This is a genomic window from Radiobacillus kanasensis (genome assembly GCF_021049245.1).
In the GTDB taxonomy this organism is placed as follows: domain Bacteria; phylum Bacillota; class Bacilli; order Bacillales; family Amphibacillaceae; genus Radiobacillus; species Radiobacillus kanasensis.
Genome location: NZ_CP088020.1, coordinates 2014439 through 2038087, shown reverse-complemented (window position 1 = coordinate 2038087; position 23649 = coordinate 2014439). Strand labels below are relative to the sequence as shown.

Below are 23649 nucleotides of genomic sequence, written 5' to 3'. Positions count from 1 at the left end.
TATGCATGTCCTTTTTGCATAAGATTGTAAAGACATTGGGAAGGTTGGGAGGTACCACATTGAAGCGAATTGGAATACTACTCGTTTGTATAAGTGTGATTGCATTGCTCGTACAACCCGTTCAAACGATTGCTAAACCAGGGGTTTCTGCTCGAAACGCAGTACTAATGGAACAAAATACGGGACGAGTACTTTTTGAAAAGGCAGCAAATGACCAACATCTTATTGCCAGCATTACGAAAATCATGACCGCTATCGTAGCGGTAGAATCTGGAATGTTGGATGAAACGGTTACTGCCAGCCGACGATCGGTTTATACAGAAGGATCTTCTATCTATTTAGAAGAAGGCGAAAAAATGAAATTAAAAGATCTCGTGTATGGTCTCATGCTTCGTTCGGGGAACGATGCAGCGGTTGCCATTGCCGAACATGTGGGAGGAAGTGTAGAGGGCTTCGTTCATTTGATGAATCAAAAAGCGCAATGGTTAGGGATGACCAATAGCCACTTCGACAATCCGCATGGGTTAGATTCGGAGACCCACTATTCGACCGCTTATGATATGGCCTTATTAATGCGCCATGCAATGAATAATAAAACCTTTCAAGAAATTACAAGTGCGAAGTCCTACAAGGCAGAGTCTCGCCAATTTGCTTGGGGGAACAAGAATAAGCTTCTTACTAGATATTATGAGTACAGTACTGGAGGGAAAACGGGTTATACAAAACAAGCAGGACGTACGCTCGTTTCTACTGCAGAAAAGGATGGAATGAAACTTATTGTAGTTACTTTGGATGGTCCAGATGATTGGAAAGATCATATGGGTTTATTTAACTGGGGGTTTGAGAACTACAATATGAAAAAACTTCAAGAAGAAGGAATTCAATCGTATTCGATGCAAGGTAGTGATGATATAGTCAAAGGTTTTATTCATGATGATATTCTTTATCCATTAACAGAGGAAGAAAACGAAAAGTTGACATCGGAAACCTTTATTGAAAAAGGAGCCGCAGAAGATGATCCCGGAGACGTCATCGGAAAAAAGATATTTCGTATAGATGGGAAGCCGATCACGTCCACCTCTATTTATTCAGAAGCGCAACCAGAGGAGACTTTAGGATTTTGGAATCAAGTCGTTCAAGTATTGAAGAAAATGACTGGGGCTCAGGCAGATGGTTAACTTAATCTGGGCTTTTATGGCTATAGTTGGCATTCTGTATGCCATGTTCAATGGGACGATGGATCAAGTGAATCAAGCCCTTTTTGAAGGGGCAGATGAAGCTGTAACGCTTTCAATTGGATTAATTAGTGTACTTGTCTTTTGGTTAGGGATTATGAAAGTAGCAGAGGAAGCGGGTTTATTATCATTGTTGACTCGTTTTTTTAAACCATTTGTTACAAGATTGTTTCCAGAAATACCAAAAGATCATCCAGCAATGGGATACATTTTATCTAATTTCACGGCCAACCTGTTCGGTCTAGGGAATGCTGCAACTCCAATGGGAATCAAAGCAATGGAGCAAATGAAACAGATTAGTCAATCAGACAAGGCAAGTCGTTCCATGATTACCTTCTTAGCCATTAACACATCGAGCTTAACGTTAATTCCGACAACCGTTATCGCGATCCGAATGAAATATGAATCGGTAGCACCGACAGAAATAGTCGGTACTACGATTATGGCGACATTGATTTCCACCATGGCTGCTATACTCATTGATCGGTTATTCCACTATAGAAGGGTGCGGAAAAATAAAGGATGACACTGATTACGACCCTAAGCACATGGATCATACCATGTATCATTTTAATCGTGTTAGTGGTTGCCACCTGGAAGAAGGTTCCGACCTATGAAAGTTTCGTAGAAGGTGGGAAAGAAGGCATCAATATGGCGTTTTCTCTTCTACCTTTTTTATTAGGAATGATGGTTTCTATAGCGATATTACGGGGTTCTGGAGCTTTAGAAGCTTTTATTGAATGGATATCCCCGTTCTTAATGGCTGTCGGAGTTCCGGCGGATATCGTTCCACTTGCCCTTGTTCGACCTATATCGGGGACCGCGGCATTAGGAATGACAACCGAATTGATTCAATCCCATGGACCGGATTCCTTTATTGGTAGACTGGCCTCGACTATGCAAGGATCAACAGATACTACGTTGTATATTTTAACTGTCTATTTTGGCGCAGTTGGAATACGAAGGATGGGGGACGCATTAAAAGTTGGACTAATTGCAGATTTTATTGGTATAATTGCATCGATTATAGTCGTGTCGATTGTATTTTTATGACGAAAAGCGTTAACATGTGAGTGTTAGCGCTTGTTTTACGTTAAATAATGAAAAATAGGTCAACACTGGGTAAGGAAAAGTGAAAAAGCAGGTGGTTATATTGAGTATGGAACGTTTACAAAAGATAATAGCACAGAGTGGAGTAACCTCTCGTAGAAAAGCAGAGAAACTAATAGAGGCAGGAAAAGTAAAGGTAAATGGACAAGTTGTGAAGGAACTGGGAACGAAAGTTAGTCCGGATGATGAAATTGTAGTAGATGGTGTACCACTCGAGAAAGAGCAGCCCGTTTATTATATGTTGTACAAGCCAAGAGGTGTCATTTCAAGTGTAAGGGATGACAAAAATCGTAAAGTAGTCACAGATTTTTTTCCGGAAGTAAAGGAGCGGATATATCCGGTCGGAAGATTAGATTATGATACATCAGGTCTTCTTCTGTTAACCAATGATGGGGAATTCGCCAACTTACTGATGCATCCTAAATATGAAATGGAGAAAATCTATGTGGCTAAGGTAAAAGGGATTCCACGTAGAGAGGAGCTTAATAAGCTACGAAAAGGGATATTATCAAATGGCGAAAAACTAAAAGCTACCTTCACAAAAGTATTATCTGCAGACGAAAAGAAAAATACGGCAATTGTACAAATAAATTTACAAGAAGGAAGGAATCGTCAAGTCAGAAGGATGTTGGAGGAGATCGGGTATCCTGCTGCCAAATTAAAACGAGAACAATATGGCTTTCTAACGTTAGAAGGGCTTAATGCAGGGGAGCATCGTGAGCTCACTCCACATGAAGTAAAACAATTACGTGCCCAGGCGCAAAAAATTGTTAAATAATAGTCAAAATTTAAACGGAATATGGATGCTATAATGGGGGCAGGAGTGTGCATATATGACAAAAATAGATGAAGCGAATAGAAATAAAAAAAATAAAAAGAAAAATCGACTGATTTTCCGATCTGCGATTTTATTCGTTTTGTTTGCTGCTTTAGTATTTGCCCTTGTTTCGAACTTTTTGAAAGATAACAGTGTTATTGATGTTGGGGATGAAGCAAAAGATTTTCAATTGAAGCAGATAAATGGTGATGGAGGTTCTCTTCAGCTTAGTGATTTAAAAGGAAAAGGTATTATGCTGAATTTCTGGGCGACGTACTGTGAACCTTGTGAAGATGAAATGCCTTATATGCAGAAACTGTATCCGGAATATAAGGATAAAGGTGTGGAAATTGTTGCGGTAAGTGTAGATGCAACAGAGCTCGTCATCGAACAATTTGTTGATAATTATGATTTAACGTTCCCTGTATTACATGATAAAGGCCAGGTAATGGATTTGTATAGTATAGACCCACTTCCAACGACCTTCTTTATTAGTCCAGAAGGGGAAGTCGTTGAAAAAGTGTCTGGAGCCCTCACGTTAAGCCGATTAGAGGGATACTTACAGCAAATTCAACCGAAATAAACAGAGATATTGCGAGGGGTTTGGATGGAACAAAACGCGTGTGTGTCATGTGGTCACATAAACTCAAAGGGTACGGCATTTTGTGCTTCTTGTGGCTTGCCACTAGAGAAAGAGTCAGCAGAACAAAAAAGCTTGTTAAACATGCGCTACGAAGGTAGTGCGCGAAGGTCACAAACGCAAAACAAGACAGTAGTAGATAAAGTGTGGAATTTCTTTTCTTCTGTTAAGGTAGGAGTTACGTTAATTTTTATTACGTTAGTTGCTTCTGCGATAGGCACTATTTTCCCGCAAGAAATGTATATTCCTCCAACGGTAGACCCAGCACAGCACTATGAAGACCAGTATGGTATCTTTGGACAGGTTTATTATCAGCTTGGATTTCACAATCTATACAGTTCATGGTGGTACATGATCCTTATCGCGATGATTGGGATTTCTATCGTGATCGCGAGTATTGATCGTGTCGTCCCATTATACAAGGCATTAAAAAATCAAAAACCGACTCGTCACCAAAACTTTATGAGAAGACAACGTCTTTTCAGTGAAACAGAAACGGTGACTTCGGAAGAAAAGCAGCAATTAGTGGAGCGGCTTCGGAAGCTTCGTTATCGAGTGACGGAGGAGAATGGACATGTCTTAGCCGAAAAGGGTAGATTCTCTCGGTGGGGTCCTTATGTGAACCATGTTGGACTTATCGTATTTTTATTAGGGGCGTTGCTACGGTTTGTTCCATTTATGTACATAGATGATTACGTATGGGTCCGTGAAGGAGAAACAGTAGTCGTTCCTAGTACGGAGCAAAAGTATTACGTTAAAAACGAAGATTTCATTGTGGAAACCTATGACGAAAGAGATGAGCGTTATAAAGAATCTTTAGCGAAACAAGGTGTTGTTCCTAGTAATTTTCAAACGAATGCTATTGTTTATGAAAATACAAATGCGGATATTCCTGGTGCTGAGCCAGAGCTTGAAGCTTTAAAAGAGGATAGTATTAAAGTGAACCATCCTTTAAAATTTGATGGGTTTGCTTTATATCAATCTAATTATCAGTTAAATGAATTTAAGTCTATGACGTTTCGTGTTCATCGGACGGATGACTCAGAGGAAAAAGCACTAGGTACCTTCAAAATTGACTTAATGAATCCCGAATCAGAATATGAATTGGACAACGGTTTCCGTGTTGTGATTGATCAGTATTTTCCGGAATATTACATGAATGATGGAGAACCGAGATCTCAGTCAAAATATCCGAAAAATCCTGCCTTTGTCTTTTTTGTCTATCCTCCAAATGAAACAGAACCGGAAGTTAGTTTTGCCGCAATCGGCCGCAATGTGCCGTCTGGTGACAATGAATATAAGGTAGGAATTGAAGAGTTTGAAATGAGAGATGTTACAGGATTAACGGTAAAAAGAGACTACACCATACCATTTATTGCACTTGGTGGTCTTATCTTTATGATCGGTGTTATACAAGGCATGTACTGGCATCATAGACGGATTTGGATACATCCAACTGGAACAGGTCTACTAGTAGCAGGTCACACGAATAAAAATTATTACGGGGTTAAAAAAGATATAGGAAAAATCATCGAAGGAACAAATATTAACATGGTAGAAGACCAACAGGAAATTAAAAAATAATAGTTGTTCGCTTTGAAGGAGGATAAAAATGGGAGATCTCGCATCAATCAGTAGTAATTTATTGTATGCTGCATTCGTTTTATATTTAATTGCAACATTTTTTTTCGCTGGTACGATCAAGGATAAACGGGCAGATGGAACGAAAAATACTGCAGGGAAAATAGCAATTACGTTAACAGTCATCGGGTTTATTGCCCAAATTGGCTACTTTATAACAAGGTGGATTGCTAGTCAACATGCACCGGTCAGTAACTTGTTCGAGTTCACAACTTTCTTTGGCATGATGCTCGTATTTGCGTTCATTATTATCTATTTTATATATCGAGTAAATATTCTCGGACTATTTGCGCTTCCTGTGGCAATATTAATTATCGCTTATGCGAGTATGTTTCCAACTGAAATTTCTCCTTTAGTACCGTCATTAAAAAGTCACTGGCTTTATATTCACGTAACAACAGCCGCTTTAGGGGAAGCAATTTTAGCAGTTAGCTTTGCAGCTGGTCTTATTTATCTGATTAGCCAAATAGACCAAACAAAACGATCTGCCAAAACAACATGGTTGGAAATTATTTTGTATTCCATTTTTTCTGTTATTGGTTTCGTTTTAATTGTTTCTATCTATAGTGGGTTAGGATATCAAGCAGAATACGAGTTTGATGTAGATGGAGAACCGATCACGACCACTTATGAACTTCCCTCCATTGTTGGTCCGCATGACAGCGAACTACTGACAACGGATGTGGCTTCTCCATTGTTTGAGGCACCAACCTGGATGAAAGGCGAAGACGCCGCACGTAAATTTAATACATTGTTATGGTCTATGATAACTGGAGCGGTTTTATACCTACTCGCAAGATTAATTGCTAGAAAAAGAGTGGGAGCTGTTATTCAACCGTTATTGAAAAAGGTTAATCCAGATCTAATTGATGAAATATCTTATCGTTCCGTAGCGATTGGATTCCCAGTGTTTACGCTCGGTGCGCTTATCTTTGCTATGATTTGGGCACAACAAGCCTGGGATCGCTTTTGGGGCTGGGATCCAAAAGAAGTATGGGCATTAATTACATGGTTCTTTTATGCCGCATTTTTACACTTAAGACTTTCACGAGGATGGCATGGAGAGCGTTCCGCATGGCTAGCAGTAGGGGGATTTGCTATTATTATGTTTAATCTAATTGCTGTGAATCTCATTCTTGCGGGATTACACTCATACGCATAGTGATATAGTTTTGAGATAAATTCAAAGGGGGGAACGGAAATGAGTGAAAACCAAAAAATATTAGTGGTAGATGACGAGGAACGCATTCGACGATTAATTCGTATGTACCTGGAAAGAGAAGGCTATGAGATAGAGGAAGCAGAAGATGGCAACCAAGCGGTGGAATATGCACTTCAAGAAAACTATGCCCTTATTATTCTAGATATCATGATGCCTGAGAAGGATGGAATTGAAGCTTGCAAAGAGATAAGAGAAGTGAAAACAACTCCAATTATCATGCTGACAGCCAAAGGAGAAGAAGCCAATCGTGTACAAGGCTTTGAAGTCGGTACCGATGACTATATCGTTAAACCTTTTAGCCCTAGAGAAGTAGTTTTACGGGTTAAGGCATTACTTCGTCGTTCTCAAGCTAGTGTACAAGCGAATACTGATTTTGGTGCGCGAAATGTGTTAGAATTCCCCCACTTGTTTATCGATAACGATGCACATCGCGTAACTGCAGATGGAAAAGAAGTAGGGTTAACACCAAAAGAATATGAACTTCTTCTGTTTTTAGCCAAAGCTCCAGATAAAGTATTTGATCGGGAGCAGTTGTTAAAAGAAGTATGGAAATATGAGTTCTTTGGAGACTTACGGACGGTAGATACCCATGTAAAAAGACTTCGTGAAAAGTTAAATAAAGTTTCTCAAGACGCGGCAAAAATGATTGTGACAGTATGGGGAGTAGGATACAAGTTTGAGGTCTCAGGTAAATAATGCTTTGGCGTAGTGTTGTCGGGAAGCTTTGGATTACCATCCTACTTCTCGTCTCTTTCCTTTTATTTATCCTAACCATTCTACTCCTAGAATTTTTTGAGAACTTTCACGTGAGTGAAGCAGAAAACGATTTAATGCAGACAGCAACAAAGATTTCTGAGATGATCGAACAGCACGAGGATCGTTCAGTAATCATAGATACGTCAACTCGAATAATGGATCCATCAAGTCGTGTTGCTATTATATTTGAGGAAGATCAGTTTTGGATTTCCGAAACAGAAGAAGAAAGCTTAAGCAAGATAACGTATGATTGGCTTTTAGAAGATAAAGAATTAGCAAGTGTTATTACGGATGGAAAAGATGTAAAAAAACAAGTAACACTGCCATCTAGTGAGCGAGAAGTTATGATTGTGGGACATTCCATTCAAGACGGGAATGGGGCTATTTTTGTCTATCAATCATTAAGTGTCGTGAAAGCAACCTCTCGTGACACGACAAAAATTATTTTGCTTGGGGCAGGAATCGCCATTGTATTAACAACCATCTTTGCATTCTTCCTTTCCACAAGAATTACAGCACCACTTATTAAAATGCGAGAAGGGGCTTTTGAGTTAGCAAGAGGGGAATTTAATACAAAGGTACCAATCCTGACCCATGATGAAATAGGCGAATTAGCGATGGCTTTTAATCGAATGGGTAGGCAGCTAAAGTTTCATATAAATGCCTTGAGACAAGAGAAAGAGCAGCTTTCCGGGATTTTAAGCTCGATGGCAGACGGTGTCCTTACTTTAAATCGAAAAGGGGATATCATCGTATCTAATCCGCCAGCTCAAAAGTTTTTAGAGGATTGGAATTTTGAAAACTCCCGAGTAAAAGAGGGTTCTACATTATCTTTACCTACAGAGCTCCACCAAGTATTGGAAGAAGTAATACGTACTGAGGAAGAGGTTATGAAGGAATTGCTCGTACAGGGTAGAAGCTATGTGATGATTATGACCCCATTGTACGACCATACTCAAGTGCGTGGAGTAGTTGCAGTTTTTCGAGATATGACGGAAGAACGAACGATGGATAAATATCGGGAAGACTTCATTGCCAACGTATCGCATGAACTTCGGACCCCAATATCCATGCTACAAGGCTATAGTGAAGCAATTGTAGATGATGTTGTGGAATCCAAAGAGGAAAAGAATGAATTGGCTCAAATCATTTATGAAGAATCGCTTCGAATTGGTCGATTGGTCAATGAACTGCTAGACTTGGCTAAAATGGAAGCAGGTCATGATCAGTTGAATTTGGAAATGGTTGAACTCCTACCTTTCGTTAGTCGAGTGGTGAAGAAATTTAAAGGGATGGCAGTAGAAAAGCAGGTAAAATTAGAATTAGTACACGAATCAAATGATTTAGGTGCGATTCGTATAGATCCGGATCGAATAGAACAAGTGTTTACGAATCTAATTGATAATGCTATTACCCATACGAATGAAGGTGGTAGCGTGACGGTTGAAATCGTTCCGCTTGATGATATGATTCAATTTTCCATTTATGATACAGGAGCTGGCATACCGAAGGATGATTTGCCGTTTGTCTTTGAAAGGTTTTATAAAGCTGATAAATCTAGAAAACGAAGTAAAGGCAAAAAAGGTACAGGACTTGGTTTAGCAATTGCCAAGCATATTGTAGAATCGCATAAAGGGTCAATTTTTGTCCAAAGCAAAGAGTCGGAAGGTACAACATTTACGTTTAAAATACCTAATCATATCGAAACAGAATAAAAAAGGCAGAATTATCTTGTTCCTTATGAAACGAATTAGTTTCCTTATGGACAAGGGCTGTGATAAAATCACTTTCATTCCAATTGAATAGAAGAGTTTTAGGTGCACTTGCTTAAAATGGGAATCTGGTTCAAATCCAGAACTGTCCTCGCAACTGTAAATGTTTCGAACAGAGCAAAACCACTGCACGAAAAGTGTGGGAAGGGCTCTCAGTAGGTAAAGCATAAGTCAGTAGACCTGCCTAAATTCTATATATTTCAAAGCTTCGGGGATTGAGCGTTTGGATAACCTAGGTTAATTTGGCTTGCTTTTTCAGTGGCCATAAAACTAGATTGTCTTCAAACTTATCCTTCCTGGATAAGTTTTTTTGTATGTTAGGGAGTAAAAAATTTTAACAAGAAGATACTCGCAAAGAAAAATTTTCAAGTCCCAAGTATAGGGGAAACAAAGGCTTAGCCTACGTCGAAGCAGCTATGGAAAAACAACTTTTTGGAGGGAATAAAATGAGACACAAGTGGAAATCGTTACTTGCTTTGTTGTTCGCTGCTCTGGTTTTAGTAGGTTGTGGACAAGATTCAACCGATAACGCGGAAAACAATCAAGAGGACAAGGAAAATACCGAACAAATGGAAAAACAGGAAGTCGTTACTGTTGTTATTTCAAAAGATAACGGTGCAGAAGTTGTGACAGAGAAAGAAATACCAATTGAAGAAGGTACGACAGTATTAGGCGTTATGAAAGAAAACTTTGAGATTGAAGAATCAGATGGATTCATTACTTCCATCGAAGGCGTATCTCAAGATGATAAAAACGGAAAGTATTGGATGTACACGGTGAACGAAGAAATGGCAAAGGTTGGAGCGGCAGAATATAAATTAGAACCAGGAGATCAAGTTACGTTCGATCTTCACGCTATGGAATGATTCGATTGAATACGTACAGAATCACGGTTATTGCAATCTTGGCCGCATTAGCCGTAGTAGGTAGATTCGCTTTTCAGTTCATTCCTAATGTGCAACCAGTGACTACAATAATTATTATTTGTGGAATAATCCTTGGTCCATTTTCTGCTGTTTTGTTAGCCTTTCTAACAACATATCTATCTAATTTGTTGTTAGGGATGGGAATCTGGACGGTTTGGCAAATCATTGTTTGGGGAGTAGTCGGCTTTTGTAGCGGTTGGTTAGGGAAATGGAGAAAAGATTTACCTTTAGGAATATTAGTTGGCTACGCGATCTTAGTCGGGTATTTGTACGGATTCACTATTTCATTGGCAACTTATTCGGTTGCCGGTTCGTTTTGGCCATATTATTTAACTGGACTTTTATTTGATACGTATCATGCTGTAGGAAATGCTTTCTTTATGATTGTGCTATACCCTGTTTTATCCAAAATATTAAATAAGTATTATGGAAATTATCTGAGTCCTGGTAGATGAAGAGAAGCTAGGAAAAACTTAGCTCCAATTGCGTAGAGAAATCATTAAACCACTTAACAAATAGCATATTGTTTCGCAGTATGTGTACTAACAATATTTTCTGCTGATTTAATGTACAAAGAAGACTGCGATAAAAGCGCATAGACCATCAAAAGATCCGAACAGGTTTGCAGTTCTTTAATAGAATTCAACCAGTTCGGATTTTTTAGCTATCTTTTGAGAATCTAGTTTCTAATAAGATATAAACTCCGACGTAACAAATTAATAAAAGATACTACAAAACCATCGGTTTAGTGACTGCTCGTTGTATGTACGATGCTGATTTCCGTTGCGGAAAGCGGAGTATTCTGCCGGAGCGCGGCATCATGCTTCACTTCACTTCACTTTCAATAAAAAGCCTTTATAAAAGTTACGTCGTATTTTATATCAAACGTGAATGAGAATCGCTTATCAAACTTTTTTCTCTCGAATATAAAATCAGCTATTTACGAGGATGAAACGACTAGTATAAGATTTAAGAAGAGAATATGTACGGGAGATTTTTAAAAAGTGTAACTTTATTGGGAAAATTACGACTAAATATACAAGAACGAGGAGAGCTTTGCTATGAGGTCCGCTTTTGAAGAGGTCTATGAAGAATATCATCAGGATTTGTATCAGTTTCTTATTTATATGGTTAAAGATAGACAAGTAGCAGAAGACCTAGTTCAAGAAGTGTATATTAAGGTATTACACAGTCTGGACACTTTTAAAGGTGAAAGTAGTCAAAAGACATGGCTGTTTTCGATTGCTCGCCATGTGGCGATTGATTTTTTTCGTAAACAAAAAAGCAAGCGAAAACGTATCTTAGATTTTTTTGATTGGGGAGAGCGTGGAGAACAAGTCCAGGATGATGCTAAAATTCCAGAAGAGATTACGATTTTAAATGATGAGATGAAACAAGTTTATCAAGGTTTGGATCAATGTACCGTTGATCAGAAAAGTGTCATTATCCTGCGTTATATTCAGAGTATGTCCATTCAAGAAACAGCTGACATATTAGGCTGGAGCACGAGCAAAGTAAAAACGACCCAGCATCGCGGAATGAAACAATTAAAAGATATCTTAACGAAACAAAGTGGAAGGGAGGGATCCAAAGGTGTCTAACCGAATTACGGACGAAAGATTAGAAGAATTGCTTTCAAACATGCCTACAGTTACAGATAAGCAATCTAAAGAAGAATTGTATCGAAAGCTACAAGTAAATCAGCCAAGAAGCAACACGGCGCATAAACCTGCTAGAAAACCATGGTTAGTACCTACCTTTGCTTCTGTTTCCTTACTGTTATTATTAATTTTAATTGTTCCAAGTTTAATGACTAATCATGATGGTTCCTATGAATCCATGAACTCAAAAAGCAGTTCGTCTGATAGTACGAAAGAATCGATGGAGCTAGCAAAAGAAGAAAGCCAGGGTAAGATGGATGTGGCAGAATCCAATGATAATGCTTTAATGGAACAAAGTAGTAATGCTGAACCGCCACAATCGATGCTCATTCAGGAAGTACCGGAACAGGTATCGTTAGTTCATTTAGCTGCTGTGGACCCGAACATGCAACTCATTATACCTTTGACATTAATTGATTCAACAAATCCAGAAGTGGATGAAGTGTATTACAATAAGATGGATAATTATATTGAAGAAGAATTTGGACTAGAAGAATTCCCTTTCCAAGGAATCACGTTTGATCTTTCCCTTGATCAGCAACAGGTTCAATTAAATATCCCGCAAGACTATTCGTTGCCGCCAGGGGGAGCTGTTCAAGGAATGTTCCAAAATGTTTTATCTGCTATGTTTGAACCGTATGGTGTCACTAAGATTAACTTAAACGGGAAGACGAACTTAGGAGAAATGGGGAATGTTCCTTCGTTAGAAGTATTAGATACATTGAAAAATACACCTTATAAGGTGTATCGATATCAGGAAGGAACACCATCCTTTTTCGTACCGATTTACTATGAGCCTCACCCTAATTTACAGTCCGCCTTAAAAAGTATGAGAAGTGAAGGAACTAATTTTAATCTTAAAGCTCCAATACCAGAAGATATTTCTTTTGAAATACAAGCAGATCAGCAACAAGTTACTATAACCTTTGCGCATGGGGAGAGTATTCCACCGAATCAATCAACCTTAACAATGCTTGAAAGTATGCTATTAACCGCAAAGAGTTTCGGGTATGAGACCGTACAATTTTTAGATTTACCGTTTGAACAGCTTGGTCCTTATGACTTGACACGTTCTATTCCTGTACCAATTGGTGTGAATCCAAAGCCTCTTCATTAATAGTTTCCCCCTGGCATAAAGACGTTAGGGGGATGCCTTCTATATAGGTAGATTTCATTCACCCTGATTTCCTAATCTGTAATGCATGTAAAAACAAGCATGAAAGCGCTTATCATGTTAGTATAGAAGGAAAAAGTACGGTTAGGGTGGTGGTGCAAGATGGAACGAGAGGCTGTAATGAAGGGAATCTCTAGCAAAATGAAGCTTATTCGAGTGGAACAAGGCTATAATCAAGCAGAAATGGCTATGATTTTAGGTATTTCAAAAAAGACTTTAGTGCAGATTGAAAAAGAAAGAATCACTGCCAATTGGACCACTATAGTCACAACATGTGTCTTGTTTCGAGAAAGTGAGATTATCCAAAATGTCATAGGGGCAAATGTATTAGCCGTTTTCGATGATTTTCTGGCAAGGCAAAAGAAACAGGCATGAGCTACTCTACGCAAGAATCTAACCCTATACAAAAAACAGACAAGCGATTAACTATTCGCTCATCTGATTATTCGAATTTTAACGGGTCTCCATCAAAGGCTTTATCATGAACCTTAATAGAATCCGAAGGGCAACCCATGTAGGCATCTTCTACATCTTCTTCCCAATCCTCAGGAATGGCTTGGGTCCCTGTATTCTTATCTAATAGGACATATGCTAATCCTTCTTCGTCATAATCAAAAACCTGTGATGCGGTGGCTCCACATGCCCCGCAAGCAATACATGTGTCCTTATCAACAATGGCAAATTTAGCCATTTGAAAACCTCCATTTTCTTTTTCCTTCTGTAAGTATAATATAGAAGAGAAGGAACGTATATTTCCTTTTCCTTCTAGTCTAGAATGATAGCTACAGGAATTCAAATAGATAGATTCGCTATACATAGGGGAGAGGATATATTTTGTTATCTGCAATCATATTAGATAGCATACATAAGATGCACACGGAGAGAAGTGTATCTGGCATCTATCACATCCTCGTTGGCAAGAGGTCTGCACAAACCTTACAGGATGCTCACTTATTTAAAGTTACTGGTTATTTTGGAATAAGTAAAAAATTATCCCGTAAACAGTTTGATCAAAGGTTGGATCAGCTAGTCGATCATCAATATGTAAGCAAGCATACTGCTACATCGTCGTACATGAGATATTTTTTAACCGATAAAGGGAAACGTGTAGTGAGTAAACATGGACTTCGTACCATATTGGACAAAGCAGACGGTTTGACCTTTGAGGGTATGGTTGAGCCCTTTTACCAACGACTTTTGTTAGCCATTCAGACGATTAGTAATGTTCATAAAGGGGAAAAGTCCTTCATCCCTATATTAGATGACCCCATCACAAACCATTGGGTAAAAAGCTTCTATTCTCAAAAACGCTCCAATATTAAAGAAGTTACTACCTCTTTATATCAGGAGCTCAGTTTCCTCCTAGCCCAATTACCAGACAGAGAAGCAACTATTTTTGTAGAACGTTTAAGTGGGCATAGGGAATATGGACAAAGTACGGAACAGCTTGGGGATTTTTACCGATTAGACGTCATAGATATTCAAACTATTATTACGATTGTCACTCACCATATAATGAAACAAGTCCAGACCAGTCCCTTCCCAGTGTTACAAACATTTCTAGACGGATTATCAAGTGGTACATTTCTTACTCAATCCGCCCAACGGACAAAGTTTTTTCTGGATCAAGGCTTCTCTACAGAGGAAATCGCTAGAAGAAGAAGGCTGAAACGGAATACAATTGAAGATCATATCGTCGAAATCGTTCACTCTAATCCTCACATCTCCATATCTACCTATATATCTAAGGAAGACAGGGCTGTTATAAGGGCTGCGATTGAACATGAACAAACAAGACGTTTAAGGGATCTGAAGCAATACTTAGGAGAACCATATTCCTACTTTCAGATACGATTAGTTTTAGCCCTAATGGAAAGTCAGTAGAGGAGTAATAGGATGTTAGATTTACGGAACGAGCTAGAAAAGTATTATGGATTTTCAAATTTTCGTACAGGGCAAAAAGAAATAATAGAAGATGTTTTAGCAGGAAGAGATGTTCTGGGAATATTACCGACTGGTTCCGGAAAATCTATTTGCTATCAACTTCCTGCTCGCGTATTACCTGGAACGGTTGTCGTCATTTCTCCTTTAATATCTTTAATGCTTGATCAAGTGAAGCAATTAAAAGCTTCCGGATTTAAAGATGTGATTGCTTTTAACAGTTTTATGAATAGCGCAGAGAAAGAAAGAGAACTGGATCAACTAGCAACCTATCGACTTGTCTACGTATCTCCAGAAATGCTTCAAAATGAATCTTTCATAAATGAACTAAAAAAATGTGAGATTTCTCTTTTTGTAGTGGATGAAGCACATTGTATTTCACAATGGGGGCATGAATTTCGACCGGATTATTTAAAATTACATGAGACGATAAAACAACTGAATAATCCACCCATTTTGGCATTAAGTGCGACAGCTACTCCAGAAGTACAAGCAGATATCGAACAGCAACTTCATAGTGTACATATGGTCAAACACGTTTATCCAATGGATCGAAAGAATATCTCGTTTGTTGTGGAATCGTGCCAAGATGAACAAGCTAAAAAGGACTACTTAGTTCAGTTGTTACAGAAATTTCCGGTTCCTTCCATGATTTATTTTTCCAGCAGAAAGGGAGCTGAGAAAATTGCACATGATCTAATGAGAGAGCTTCCGGAGCTACGAATTGCTTTTTACCACGGAGGAATGGAGCAGACCGACCGTATTTTAATTCAACAACAATTCATGAATAATCAACTAGATGTTATATGCTGTACAAGTGCATTTGGTATGGGTATTGATAAACAAGATATTCGATTGGTCGTACATTTTCATCTTCCAACGCAAATCGAATCGTTTATCCAAGAGCTTGGACGCGCTGGAAGAGATGGAAAATCAAGTGTCAGCCTCGTGTTAACGGCACCTAACGATGATTATCTCCCTAAAGTGTTGCTAGAGGGAGAATTACCGAAGGAGGAAGACATCAATCGTTTATTTCACCATCTTGGTGACGAAAAGGAGGTTGTTCTTCCATTTATGGAACTTGAACAAAAAGGGTGGTTGAATGAGATTCAACTCCGCTTCCTAGAATACCAACTAGAAAAACATAGTATGTTAAAAAATGGTCGAATATTGTATAATCTGAACAAATGGAATAAGGTCAAACAAGAAATCATACAAGTGATTCAATCCCGACAAATATACAAACAAAAGAAATTAACGCAGCTTTTGGAGTGGATAACAGACCATGGGTGTAGAAGACGATCTTTGTTTTCTTCATTCCAAAAGGGAATTCAAGAACCTACTTTTTACTGCTGTGATCATTGTGATTTCACATTTGATGCCTGGTCGCCTAAATATGAGGAGCGGCTAAACCAATCATTGGACTGGAAAGCAAGACTAAAAAAAATATTGCACCAAGTGTAAAGGTGGATGTTATGTCCAAACAAGCAGAATTGTTAAAATCATTGACTCCAAGAGAAGTTATGCGTCAGGTACTTCTATCTCAGTTATTTTTTATACTTTTAGCCATTGGATTAAGTCTCTTTTTATTTAACCCTCTTTCTATTTGGCTCCATTTGTTTTCTTGGGATACAAAAGGCATCATTGTATTCGCAGTGTTACCGGCTTTAACCGTTGTTCTCATTAATATCATGCTACAGTTAATAGCACCCAATCAACTAGATGATGGTGGAATTAATGAAGCTATCTTTTCTAAAAGAACGACACCTGAATTGTTTATCATTTGTATTGTGGTTGGGGTAGCAGAAGAGTTATTATTTCGCGGAGTGATTCAAACTTCTTTCGGTTTGGTTTTTGCAAGTGTTCTTTTTGCAATCATTCACATTCGATATTTGAAGAAGCCACTGTTACTTATTTCCATTGTTCTTCTAAGCTTTTTACTAGGCTATATTTTTGAAGTGACAAACAGCCTCGTGTACACGATCGTGGCACATTTTCTGATTGATTTATTACTAGCCTTTTTGATTCGATTTACCAGTGAACAAGGGGAGGAATTATAATGGATGAAAAAACTCAAAAAGATCAAGCATATAACCTGCGAAGCCGCATGCACGGTTCAGATGACGAACAGCCTCCACGCTTATCCAGTCAAGAGGAAAAGGAATTAAATATATTAGAGCTGCCGCCTAGAAGTCAAATCCATACTAATAAGAAAACGAAAGTAAAGTGGAAAATTAGCTTTCCATTTGTTCGATTTTTAGTGTTACTCTTTCTCATTATTACCGTTTTAGTACTTACCTATAAAATATGGGGAGAGGACTTTTTACAATCGAAAGATTTTCTAAACGAAACAGAAACGGATAGCTCCCATGAAGAAGTCATTGTAGGAGAGAAACAAAATAAGGAGCCGGAAGGGGATCAACAGTCGTTGGTACAATCGAAGGAACCAGATTTAGTGGGACTACAAATATATAATGTGAAAGAAGGAGACACATTGTCTTCCATCGCGATAGAGTTTTATGGAAACGCAGAAGACCAACAGTTGATCATTGATGTCAATGGCCTAACGAACAAAACATTAAAGGTAGGACAGGTACTGAAAATTCCACCGAAACATGGACCGAAATAAAATGGAATGATAAGGCAAACGCGTGTTTTGCCTTATCACTTATATCCTTAGAAGAAAATTTTTTTATCTCGTTCATCCTTCAGAATTTCCACCGCTTCTCGGAAGCGTTGGGAGTGTACTACCTCTCTTTCACGAAGGTATTTCAGGCCATCATTTAAATCTGGGTCGTCTGATACGTTAATGATCCATTGGTAAGTAGCTCTAGCTTTTTCTTCGGCAGCAATATCCTCGTATAAATCTGCAATCGGGTCTCCTTTTGCTTGGATGTATGTCGCTGTCCATGGACTACCAGCCGCATTATGATAAAATAAGGCACTGTCATGATTTACGTAGTGAGGTGCTAACCCTGCCTCTTTTAACATCTCAGGAGTTGCGTCTTTCGTAAGCTTATAAATCATCGTTGCAATCATTTCAAGATGTGCAAACTCTTCTGTACCGATATCGTTGAGTAAACCAACAACCTTATCTGGAATGGTGTAACGCTGGTTGAGATACCGTAATGCTGCAGAAAGTTCACCATCTGCGCCACCATACTGTTCAATCAAAAACTTTGCAAGCATTGGGTTACATTCTGAAACCTTTACTGGGTACTCTAATTTTTTCTCATAATACCACACAGAGTCTTCATCCTTTCCCTTTTAAACCTGCCATGGCCATGGAGCGTCATCCCAATTCCATGGATAATCCGAATAACTTCTCCCATAATTCATTAATGGACCATATTGTTTTTCATATATCTTTTTCAGCTGCTTACTTTCTTTTGCAAAATTATTGTATTGCTGAATAGCTTCATAATCATTAGGATGGGTATCCAAATATAAGTTTAGTTCAACTAAAACAAAATCTACAGCTTGAATTTGTTCTAGCAACTCATAATATTCTGGCGGCATCTTTTTACTCATCACGATCACCTCGATTATCTGGTGCTTCATACGGGCTAAACAAAGCTGGCCAAAGGGTACCTCTAAAGAGGGCTTCTTTTGCAGTAGGATATTGTGGAAGATTTGGTGGTTGGAATCCTAGATATAAATTAGGTGGAGTTACGTAACTTTTTACTTCTTTTGGATAACATGGGTCATATGGGCTAATATAAGGTTTCCAATACTTTCTTTGGCTGTGCAACACACTTCCTCCTTTCCTGTTAATAATTGTCGTTCAATTCATCGTATGGTTGAGAAACTTGTCTCATGCTTATGGAAAGGAAAGAGAAGGTAATTAGGTGTGGAATATCGAATATAATACATAGAAGAAAAGAAGGAGGGTGTTTGGCATGTTCGTAAAAAGTACAATGTTACCGAGTCATAAATGCTTAATCGCTGTACCAAATGATTCATTAGCTCCAGTGTTACAGCAGTTAGAAGAAAAAGATATTGAAGCGATGCCTGTTGTTAATGGGGAGCAGTTTGTTGGAATGATTTCAAAACAAATTATTTATAAATCGTTCTACTACAGTGACATTTCCAAACACGATTTCCTACACAATACGACAGTTCAAAATGTTATGACTGGAGAATCATTATCTTTAAAGGAAGACGATGTATTTGAGCACACGTTATCAGCATTTAAAGGATTCCCAATTTTGGCAGTCGTAGATGAACATTCCAAGTTTTTAGGCATTGTTACACGGTTTGATGTGATTGAAGCCTTTGAAAGCGCGTTTGGTGTAAAGAAAAGAGGCGTGCGCATTGCCTTTACATCAGAGGAATCGACTGGAAGGTTATCTCGATTAGCGGATTTATTAAAACAATTTCATACAAATGTTATTTCTGTCGCAACGTTTGATGAAACGGATAAGTTGGCGAGAAGGATCGTGATCAAAATAGATGAAAGCAACCACTTAGATAAGTTAGTGCAAAAGCTTGAAAAGTCAGGTTTTCGCGTATTAGATGTCAAAGAGATGTAGGGTTGATTGGCCTAAGTAGAAAGAAGGAGAATGTATGTTGTTCTGGATTATTGGATTCTTACTCATAATCCTTTTTTGCTCTTATATGATGTATAAAGCACATCATGATATGTTGAATAAAAGAATCGTTGTTCTAGACTCGTATCCTAAGGATTTACCTCCAATGAAAATCTTTTTTATTAGCGATATTCATAAACGAACCATTTCTATGGACACAATTCGCCAAGTAGAGGATGAGATTCAGGTTATTATCATTGGTGGTGATTTAGTGGAGAAAAGGGTTCCTTTTATTCGCCTAAGGGAAAACTTGCGTCGATTGCGTACACTGAAAGCGCCTATTTATTTCGTCTGGGGCAATAATGACTATGAGGTAGACCAAGATCATTTTAAACAGGTGCTAGCTGAAGAAAATGTTAGGTTTCTATGTAATAATTCTGAACAATTGCCGATAATAGATAAAACAATAAGAATTGTAGGTTTTGATGATTATGATAAGGGACATATAAATAGTCAAGAGGCACTATCGGGACCTAATGATTGCTTTACGATTTTAGTTTCCCATAATCCACGAGGGTTTATTGATTTACCTTTAGCAGAAGCGGCAGAAATTGATTTTGTATTGAGTGGACATACACATGGAGGTCAGATCCGCATTTTTGGAATCGGTCCCTATTCCAGAGGGGGATTAAAAAAATATCACTCGACACCTATCTTAGTAAGTGAGGGCTATGGGTTCACAAAGTTACCATTCCGGTTAGGCACAAATGCGGAATGTCACCTGTTAACGATAACAAGTTAGAAGCTTTAACTGTACCATATTCATATTTTCTAACATATATTATAATAATCATATTGGGAAAAAGAGGGGGGATAAGTAATGCGTTTAGAAAGATTATCAACCGATCAATTTAAAATTTTTCTTACATTTGATGATTTAATTGAAAGAGGGTTGACTAAGGAGGACTTATGGCATGACCTGCCTCGAGTGCATCAATTGTTTCATGATATGATGTATGAGGCTAGTGATGAGTTAGGTTTCGAATTAGAAGGCGTACTGCTTGTCCAAGTGCATCTCATGCAAGCGCAGGGGATGTCCGTTATTGTTACTCAAAACAAGGAAAATTTCATATTAGAAGATGAAGAATTTGTGGAAATGAAGGTTACGTTAGATGAGAGTCGTGAATTGATATTCTGCTTCGAGCATTTTGAACATATTATCCAAGTAAGCTATCATCTGACTGAATTAAATATAAACGGTGGTTCTGTATTCTTAATGGATGATCACTATTATATGGTATTTGATGATGAAGATATTGAAAACCAAAATAGGGAGCATATCATCGCGATTTTATCGGAATTTTCTTCCCCAAGCATTGTAACCTCCTACCGCTTAGAAGAATACGGCAGAAAAATCATGGATGGCAATGCCGTAGAACAAACAGTTACTTACTTTAAGCTATAAGGGAATATGTTCTAAAATTCTAAGAAAAGGCTGGCGCTCTGTCAGCCTTTTTGTGCATGAAAATAGCTTTGCACAAAGAAAAGAAATTTTGAATAGATTTAATAGGAAATTTTATATAATTTTATTGCATATTCACTATGAACGTGTATACTAATGTCTGTAAGATTTGGTAAATCAAATTCCTTAATAAATTTCTGTGAAATAAGAGGATTAAAGAACTCCCTATTGTGGAAAATGAATAAAGACTATGATTCTTTTGTTGAACAGGTATTTAAAATCATGAAGTAACGTACATAGGAGGTAAGTTCATGGTAGCCGATAAAGCTTCAGATTCTCCAAATGAAAACAATGATAAGTTAGATGTTCTGAAATCAACTCAATCCGTAGTAAGAACAGCATTGGATAAGTTGGGATACCCTGAAGAAGTGTATGATTTATTAAAAGAACCAATTCGAATGATGTCTGTTCGAATTCCAGTTCGAATGGATGATGATTCAATTAAAATATTCACAGGATTTCGTGCTCAGCACAATGATGCTGTAGGGCCAACAAAAGGTGGGGTTCGATTCCATCCGGATGTTACAGAAAAAGAAGTTAAAGCGCTTTCAATTTGGATGAGTTTGAAAGCGGGTATTGTCGATTTACCTTATGGCGGAGGAAAAGGTGGCATCATATGTGATCCACGAGAAATGTCCTTCCGTGAGTTGGAAGGTTTAAGTAGAGGGTATGTTCGTGCAATTAGTCAAATTGTTGGACCGACAAAAGACATACCTGCACCGGACGTATTTACGAATCCACAGATTATGGCATGGATGATGGATGAATATAGTCGGATTGATGAATTTAACAATCCAGGCTTCATTACAGGAAAACCGATTGTTCTTGGTGGTTCTCATGGAAGAGAATCTGCAACAGCTAAAGGGGTTACTATTTGTATTGATGAAGCCATTAAGAAAAAAGATATGGATTTACAGGATGCGCGTGTCGTCATCCAAGGGTTCGGAAATGCAGGAAGCTTCCTAGCAAAATTTATGCATGATGCTGGTGCAAAAGTCGTAGGAATATCTGACGCGTATGGCGGGCTTCATGACCCGGATGGACTAGATATTGATTATTTGCTAGATCGAAGAGATAGCTTTGGAACCGTTACGAAACTTTTTAACAACACGATTACGAATCAAGAATTATTGGAATTAGATTGTGATATTCTTGTTCCAGCCGCTGTTGAAAATCAAATTACGGAAGATAATGCTCATAACATAAAAGCATCGATTGTAGTGGAGGCAGCAAATGGACCTACAACCCTTGAAGCTACAAAAATCCTTTCCGAACGCGGTATTCTTCTTGTGCCAGACGTTCTTGCCTCAGCAGGAGGAGTAACCGTTTCTTATTTTGAGTGGGTTCAAAATAATCAAGGGTACTACTGGTCAGAGGAAGAAATTGAAGAGAAGCTTTATAAAGTAATGACAAAAGGTTTCAACAATGTATATAATACTGCACAAACAAGAAGAGTTGACATGCGGTTAGCAGCTTACATGGTAGGGGTAAGGAAAATGGCCGAAGCAGCTCGCTTCCGTGGCTGGATATAACATATGTAAATGAGTTATAAAGCACTTATCTATTGATCAGATAAGTGCTTTTTCGTTTTCAAAAAGTTTAATAATCGGTACAATGAAACGTAATGGAACTGGAAGTGAAGGAGTGTACACCATGCAAACAGAGCACACGATTATTATTGGAGCTGGCCCATGTGGGTTATCTGTCGGTCTAGAGTTGCAAAAGCTAGGCATTGAACCTTTAATAATAGAAAAAGGAAATGTTGTAGATGCCATTTATAATTATCCAACTCATCAAACATTTTTTAGTTCAAGTGAAAAATTAGAGATTGGCGGAGTTCCCTTTATAACAGAGAAGAAAAAGCCTGTTAGATTGGACGCAATGACATACTACCGAACTGTTGCGGAACGTAGTCAATTACGAATAAATAGCTTTGAAAAAGTAACGAATGTAGAAAATACGGGGGAAGCATTTCTGGTGTCTTCTACAAAAGAAGAAGGTAGCAAGGTTCAATATGAAGCTATGCACGTGGTGGTGGCGACCGGATATTACAATCAACCGAACTGGATGAGAGTAGAAGGAGAAAACCTCCCAAACGTATTTCATTATTTTAAAGAAGGTCACCCTTTTTTCCGAAAGAACGTCACGGTAATTGGCGGGAAAAATTCTGCAGTAGATGCTACGTTGGAACTGCATAAGGCTGGAGCTAACATAACCGTCTTATATCGAGGGGATCAATATTCTTCAAGTATTAAACCATGGATTCTTCCGGAATTTGATTCACTTGTACGTCATGAGAAAGTAAAGATGGAATTTAGTGCTCATGTATTGGAAATAACACCAAATACAATCCGATATGAAGTAAATGGAGTAGAAAAAGAAATCGAAAATGACTATGTCTTCGCAATGACGGGCTACCGTCCAGATCTCGAATTTCTAGGAAAACTAGGGATAGGAATTGATCCACAAACGGGAATACCAGCATATGATGAAACAACCATGGAGACTAATATACCAGATATGTACGTAGCCGGTGTCGTTGTCGCTGGTTATAATAATAATAAAGTCTTTATAGAAAACGGACGTTTTCACGGTGGACTAATCGCTCAATCTATAAAAGAGGCAGGGAAAAAATTATAACTTTACACTCTAAAGACGAACGATTACAGGATTGGAGCTTAGAATGGTACTTTTTTATAGTGG

At 38.2% G+C, this 23649-nt stretch carries 27 protein-coding genes and 1 riboswitch; of the genes, 23 read left to right on the top strand and 4 right to left on the bottom strand.

Annotated features, from left to right (window positions below):
* Window positions 1-59: 59 nt before the first annotated feature.
* The 14 genes from KO561_RS10595 (at window position 60) to KO561_RS10530 (ending at window position 13329) form a co-directional block, all read left to right on the top strand.
* Window positions 60-1178, top strand: coding sequence for a D-alanyl-D-alanine carboxypeptidase family protein (locus tag KO561_RS10595; protein ID WP_331000783.1), 1119 nt, complete (start codon window positions 60-62; stop codon window positions 1176-1178).
* Window positions 1171-1761, top strand: coding sequence for a nucleoside recognition domain-containing protein (locus KO561_RS10590; RefSeq protein ID WP_231093196.1), 591 nt, complete (start codon window positions 1171-1173; stop codon window positions 1759-1761). The genes KO561_RS10595 and KO561_RS10590 overlap by 8 nt, the downstream gene beginning before the upstream one ends.
* Window positions 1758-2288 (top strand): spore maturation protein, encoded by a 531-nt coding sequence (locus tag KO561_RS10585; RefSeq protein ID WP_231093194.1) that lies wholly within the window; start codon window positions 1758-1760, stop codon window positions 2286-2288. The genes KO561_RS10590 and KO561_RS10585 overlap by 4 nt, the downstream gene beginning before the upstream one ends.
* Before the next feature lie 106 nt (window positions 2289-2394).
* A complete protein-coding gene (locus KO561_RS10580) occupies window positions 2395-3123 on the top strand; it encodes a pseudouridine synthase (protein ID WP_231093193.1) in 729 nt (242 codons plus the stop codon).
* A gap of 55 nt (window positions 3124-3178) precedes the next feature.
* Window positions 3179-3745, top strand: coding sequence for a thiol-disulfide oxidoreductase ResA (gene resA, locus KO561_RS10575; protein ID WP_231093191.1), 567 nt, complete (start codon window positions 3179-3181; stop codon window positions 3743-3745).
* Window positions 3746-3769: 24 nt separating this feature from the next.
* Entirely contained in the window at window positions 3770-5386 is a 1617-nt protein-coding gene (locus KO561_RS10570) for a cytochrome c biogenesis ResB family protein (protein WP_231093189.1), read from the top strand.
* Between the two features lie 28 nt (window positions 5387-5414).
* Window positions 5415-6605, top strand: a complete 1191-nt coding sequence (ccsB, locus tag KO561_RS10565) for a c-type cytochrome biogenesis protein CcsB (RefSeq protein ID WP_231093188.1) — start codon at window positions 5415-5417, stop codon at window positions 6603-6605.
* Window positions 6606-6644: 39 nt separating this feature from the next.
* On the top strand, window positions 6645-7361 hold the full coding sequence (locus KO561_RS10560) for a response regulator transcription factor (RefSeq protein ID WP_231093186.1): 717 nt from the start codon (window positions 6645-6647) through the stop codon (window positions 7359-7361).
* A complete protein-coding gene (locus KO561_RS10555; protein ID WP_231093185.1) occupies window positions 7361-9136 on the top strand; it encodes an ATP-binding protein in 1776 nt (591 codons plus the stop codon). Before KO561_RS10560 ends, KO561_RS10555 begins: the two co-directional genes overlap by 1 nt.
* A gap of 83 nt (window positions 9137-9219) precedes the next feature.
* Window positions 9220-9395: riboswitch (cobalamin riboswitch) on the top strand.
* 244 nt (window positions 9396-9639) lie between these two features.
* Complete coding sequence (locus KO561_RS10550) at window positions 9640-10059, top strand: DUF4430 domain-containing protein (protein WP_231093183.1); 420 nt, start codon at window positions 9640-9642, stop codon at window positions 10057-10059.
* Window positions 10056-10574: an ECF transporter S component gene (locus KO561_RS10545; RefSeq protein WP_331000782.1), complete on the top strand. Its 519-nt coding sequence runs from the start codon at window positions 10056-10058 to the stop codon at window positions 10572-10574. The genes KO561_RS10550 and KO561_RS10545 overlap by 4 nt, the downstream gene beginning before the upstream one ends.
* Before the next feature lie 606 nt (window positions 10575-11180).
* Window positions 11181-11720: an RNA polymerase sigma factor SigX gene (sigX, locus tag KO561_RS10540; protein ID WP_231093179.1), complete on the top strand. Its 540-nt coding sequence runs from the start codon at window positions 11181-11183 to the stop codon at window positions 11718-11720.
* Window positions 11713-12897 carry a hypothetical protein gene (locus tag KO561_RS10535; protein WP_231093178.1) on the top strand — a complete coding sequence of 395 codons (1185 nt, stop codon included), beginning with the start codon at window positions 11713-11715 and terminating at the stop codon, window positions 12895-12897. The genes sigX and KO561_RS10535 overlap by 8 nt, the downstream gene beginning before the upstream one ends.
* 159 nt (window positions 12898-13056) lie before the next feature.
* Window positions 13057-13329: a helix-turn-helix transcriptional regulator gene (locus KO561_RS10530; RefSeq protein ID WP_231093176.1), complete on the top strand. Its 273-nt coding sequence runs from the start codon at window positions 13057-13059 to the stop codon at window positions 13327-13329.
* 67 nt (window positions 13330-13396) lie between these two features.
* Here KO561_RS10530 and KO561_RS10525 read toward each other — a convergent pair whose 3' ends face one another.
* The gene (locus KO561_RS10525) at window positions 13397-13645 is read right to left on the bottom strand and encodes a ferredoxin (protein ID WP_231093175.1); all 249 of its coding nucleotides are present in this window, start codon (window positions 13643-13645) and stop codon (window positions 13397-13399) included.
* A 143-nt stretch (window positions 13646-13788) separates the two neighbouring features.
* On the opposite strand from KO561_RS10525, the gene KO561_RS10520 reads away from it, so the two are divergent.
* From KO561_RS10520 to KO561_RS10505, 4 genes are read left to right on the top strand one after another with little or no spacing between them, the layout of a single operon-like run.
* Window positions 13789-14838 (top strand): YpbB family protein, encoded by a 1050-nt coding sequence (locus KO561_RS10520; RefSeq protein WP_231093174.1) that lies wholly within the window; start codon window positions 13789-13791, stop codon window positions 14836-14838.
* Between the two features lie 12 nt (window positions 14839-14850).
* Window positions 14851-16359: a RecQ family ATP-dependent DNA helicase gene (locus KO561_RS10515; RefSeq protein WP_231093173.1), complete on the top strand. Its 1509-nt coding sequence runs from the start codon at window positions 14851-14853 to the stop codon at window positions 16357-16359.
* Window positions 16360-16370: 11 nt separating this feature from the next.
* On the top strand, window positions 16371-16955 hold the full coding sequence (locus KO561_RS10510) for a CPBP family intramembrane glutamic endopeptidase (protein ID WP_231093171.1): 585 nt from the start codon (window positions 16371-16373) through the stop codon (window positions 16953-16955).
* Entirely contained in the window at window positions 16955-17524 is a 570-nt protein-coding gene (locus KO561_RS10505) for a LysM peptidoglycan-binding domain-containing protein (RefSeq protein WP_231093170.1), read from the top strand. Before KO561_RS10510 ends, KO561_RS10505 begins: the two co-directional genes overlap by 1 nt.
* A 47-nt stretch (window positions 17525-17571) precedes the next feature.
* Here KO561_RS10505 and KO561_RS10500 read toward each other — a convergent pair whose 3' ends face one another.
* Genes KO561_RS10500 through KO561_RS10490 form a run of 3 tightly spaced genes read right to left on the bottom strand, consistent with a single transcriptional unit; the run spans window position 17572 to window position 18646 of the window.
* The gene (locus tag KO561_RS10500; protein ID WP_231093169.1) at window positions 17572-18141 is read right to left on the bottom strand and encodes a manganese catalase family protein; all 570 of its coding nucleotides are present in this window, start codon (window positions 18139-18141) and stop codon (window positions 17572-17574) included.
* Between the two features lie 21 nt (window positions 18142-18162).
* On the bottom strand, window positions 18163-18426 hold the full coding sequence (locus KO561_RS10495) for a spore coat protein CotJB (protein ID WP_231093167.1): 264 nt from the start codon (window positions 18424-18426) through the stop codon (window positions 18163-18165).
* A complete protein-coding gene (locus KO561_RS10490; RefSeq protein WP_231093166.1) occupies window positions 18419-18646 on the bottom strand; it encodes a spore coat associated protein CotJA in 228 nt (75 codons plus the stop codon). Before KO561_RS10490 ends, KO561_RS10495 begins: the two co-directional genes overlap by 8 nt.
* A gap of 148 nt (window positions 18647-18794) precedes the next feature.
* Between KO561_RS10490 and KO561_RS10485 the strand changes: the two genes are divergently transcribed.
* The 5 genes from KO561_RS10485 (at window position 18795) to KO561_RS10465 (ending at window position 23586) form a co-directional block, all read left to right on the top strand.
* Complete coding sequence (locus KO561_RS10485; protein ID WP_231093165.1) at window positions 18795-19427, top strand: CBS domain-containing protein; 633 nt, start codon at window positions 18795-18797, stop codon at window positions 19425-19427.
* Between the two features lie 34 nt (window positions 19428-19461).
* Window positions 19462-20226 (top strand): metallophosphoesterase, encoded by a 765-nt coding sequence (locus KO561_RS10480; protein ID WP_231093164.1) that lies wholly within the window; start codon window positions 19462-19464, stop codon window positions 20224-20226.
* A gap of 78 nt (window positions 20227-20304) precedes the next feature.
* Window positions 20305-20889 carry a genetic competence negative regulator gene (locus KO561_RS10475; RefSeq protein WP_231093162.1) on the top strand — a complete coding sequence of 195 codons (585 nt, stop codon included), beginning with the start codon at window positions 20305-20307 and terminating at the stop codon, window positions 20887-20889.
* 308 nt (window positions 20890-21197) lie between these two features.
* A complete protein-coding gene (locus tag KO561_RS10470) occupies window positions 21198-22478 on the top strand; it encodes a Glu/Leu/Phe/Val family dehydrogenase (RefSeq protein ID WP_231093161.1) in 1281 nt (426 codons plus the stop codon).
* A gap of 121 nt (window positions 22479-22599) precedes the next feature.
* Window positions 22600-23586, top strand: a complete 987-nt coding sequence (locus KO561_RS10465) for a YpdA family putative bacillithiol disulfide reductase (RefSeq protein ID WP_231093159.1) — start codon at window positions 22600-22602, stop codon at window positions 23584-23586.
* The last annotated feature ends 63 nt before the right edge of the window (window positions 23587-23649 follow it).

Bases quoted from the DNA above. Each gene is read 5' to 3' on its own strand.
- KO561_RS10530 (WP_231093176.1), top strand. From the start codon at position 13,057: ATGGAACGAGAGGCTGTAATGAAGGGAATCTCTAGCAAAATGAAGCTT.
- KO561_RS10580 (WP_231093193.1), top strand. From the start codon at position 2,395: ATGGAACGTTTACAAAAGATAATAGCACAGAGTGGAGTAACCTCTCGT.
- KO561_RS10470 (WP_231093161.1), top strand. From the start codon at position 21,198: ATGGTAGCCGATAAAGCTTCAGATTCTCCAAATGAAAACAATGATAAG.
- KO561_RS10560 (WP_231093186.1), top strand. From the start codon at position 6,645: ATGAGTGAAAACCAAAAAATATTAGTGGTAGATGACGAGGAACGCATT.
- KO561_RS10465 (WP_231093159.1), top strand. From the start codon at position 22,600: ATGCAAACAGAGCACACGATTATTATTGGAGCTGGCCCATGTGGGTTA.
- KO561_RS10550 (WP_231093183.1), top strand. From the start codon at position 9,640: ATGAGACACAAGTGGAAATCGTTACTTGCTTTGTTGTTCGCTGCTCTG.
- KO561_RS10485 (WP_231093165.1), top strand. From the start codon at position 18,795: ATGTTCGTAAAAAGTACAATGTTACCGAGTCATAAATGCTTAATCGCT.
- KO561_RS10505 (WP_231093170.1), top strand. From the start codon at position 16,955: ATGGATGAAAAAACTCAAAAAGATCAAGCATATAACCTGCGAAGCCGC.
- KO561_RS10475 (WP_231093162.1), top strand. From the start codon at position 20,305: ATGCGTTTAGAAAGATTATCAACCGATCAATTTAAAATTTTTCTTACA.
- ccsB (WP_231093188.1), top strand. From the start codon at position 5,415: ATGGGAGATCTCGCATCAATCAGTAGTAATTTATTGTATGCTGCATTC.
- KO561_RS10495 (WP_231093167.1), bottom strand. From the start codon at position 18,426: ATGAGTAAAAAGATGCCGCCAGAATATTATGAGTTGCTAGAACAAATT.
- KO561_RS10510 (WP_231093171.1), top strand. From the start codon at position 16,371: ATGTCCAAACAAGCAGAATTGTTAAAATCATTGACTCCAAGAGAAGTT.
- KO561_RS10590 (WP_231093196.1), top strand. From the start codon at position 1,171: ATGGTTAACTTAATCTGGGCTTTTATGGCTATAGTTGGCATTCTGTAT.
- resA (WP_231093191.1), top strand. From the start codon at position 3,179: ATGACAAAAATAGATGAAGCGAATAGAAATAAAAAAAATAAAAAGAAA.
- KO561_RS10545 (WP_331000782.1), top strand. From the start codon at position 10,056: ATGATTCGATTGAATACGTACAGAATCACGGTTATTGCAATCTTGGCC.
- KO561_RS10525 (WP_231093175.1), bottom strand. From the start codon at position 13,645: ATGGCTAAATTTGCCATTGTTGATAAGGACACATGTATTGCTTGCGGG.
- KO561_RS10570 (WP_231093189.1), top strand. From the start codon at position 3,770: ATGGAACAAAACGCGTGTGTGTCATGTGGTCACATAAACTCAAAGGGT.
- sigX (WP_231093179.1), top strand. From the start codon at position 11,181: ATGAGGTCCGCTTTTGAAGAGGTCTATGAAGAATATCATCAGGATTTG.
- KO561_RS10555 (WP_231093185.1), top strand. From the start codon at position 7,361: ATGCTTTGGCGTAGTGTTGTCGGGAAGCTTTGGATTACCATCCTACTT.
- KO561_RS10480 (WP_231093164.1), top strand. From the start codon at position 19,462: ATGTTGTTCTGGATTATTGGATTCTTACTCATAATCCTTTTTTGCTCT.
- KO561_RS10515 (WP_231093173.1), top strand. From the start codon at position 14,851: ATGTTAGATTTACGGAACGAGCTAGAAAAGTATTATGGATTTTCAAAT.
- KO561_RS10585 (WP_231093194.1), top strand. From the start codon at position 1,758: ATGACACTGATTACGACCCTAAGCACATGGATCATACCATGTATCATT.